Source organism: Candidatus Symbiopectobacterium sp. NZEC135, assembly GCF_025962695.1.
Window position 1 is genome coordinate 1 of record NZ_JAGFPF010001193.1, and the last position, 664, is coordinate 664.

1 protein-coding gene is annotated in these 664 nt (G+C 41.4%); it reads right to left on the bottom strand.

What is annotated here, in order from left to right:
* Window positions 1–664: hypothetical protein (locus J5224_RS33285; RefSeq protein WP_264629166.1), on the bottom strand; the 664-nt coding region annotated here is incomplete at both ends.

The following is a 664-nucleotide window of genomic DNA, read 5'->3' on the forward strand; positions in this document are numbered from 1 at the left end:
TTAACTCCGGACGCATTTCCGGGCGGCGTTGGAATTTAAATGTGTCATCATCGCGATGCTCGAAAGGGCGAGGGATGATTCGGATGTTTTGACCTGCACCGATGGTGATGGCTTTATCGCTGGTTAACGACATCCCAAACAGAAGTACGTATCGGCCCGCTGAAAGGGTGATATCGCCAGCGCTTTCCCACAGGCCGATCTTTTTTATCTGTGTATCATCAATCGGTAGTTTTACGCCCAGCAAGGGGAATGTCAGTGGCGTCTCATGCTTGACCATTTTAATATCGGTACCGGCAGTGAGTGAAATTTGTCCGTTTTTTTCTAAGACAGCACCATTCAAATAAATCATTTTTCCTGCAAAAATATCCAGTTTTTCTTGTGCTGAAATTTCTGAGAATTGCAGTTTTTTATCTGAACCATAAAAACGATATATGTCATTATAAATTAACATATCGCCGGTGCGGGCCAGTAAGCTAATGTTTTTACCTTTTAGATGACCGTCCCTTATTGTAATTGCATTTCCAGATGTTATTGCCAGGTTGTTACCTGCATGAAGAGTTCCCTGGTATAATTTGATGCTATCGTCGGTGATGATTGAGAGATTTTTATTTGCTTTGATACGCTCTTGGAGAGTGGTTTTCTTGCTTTTTATTATAATGTTTTC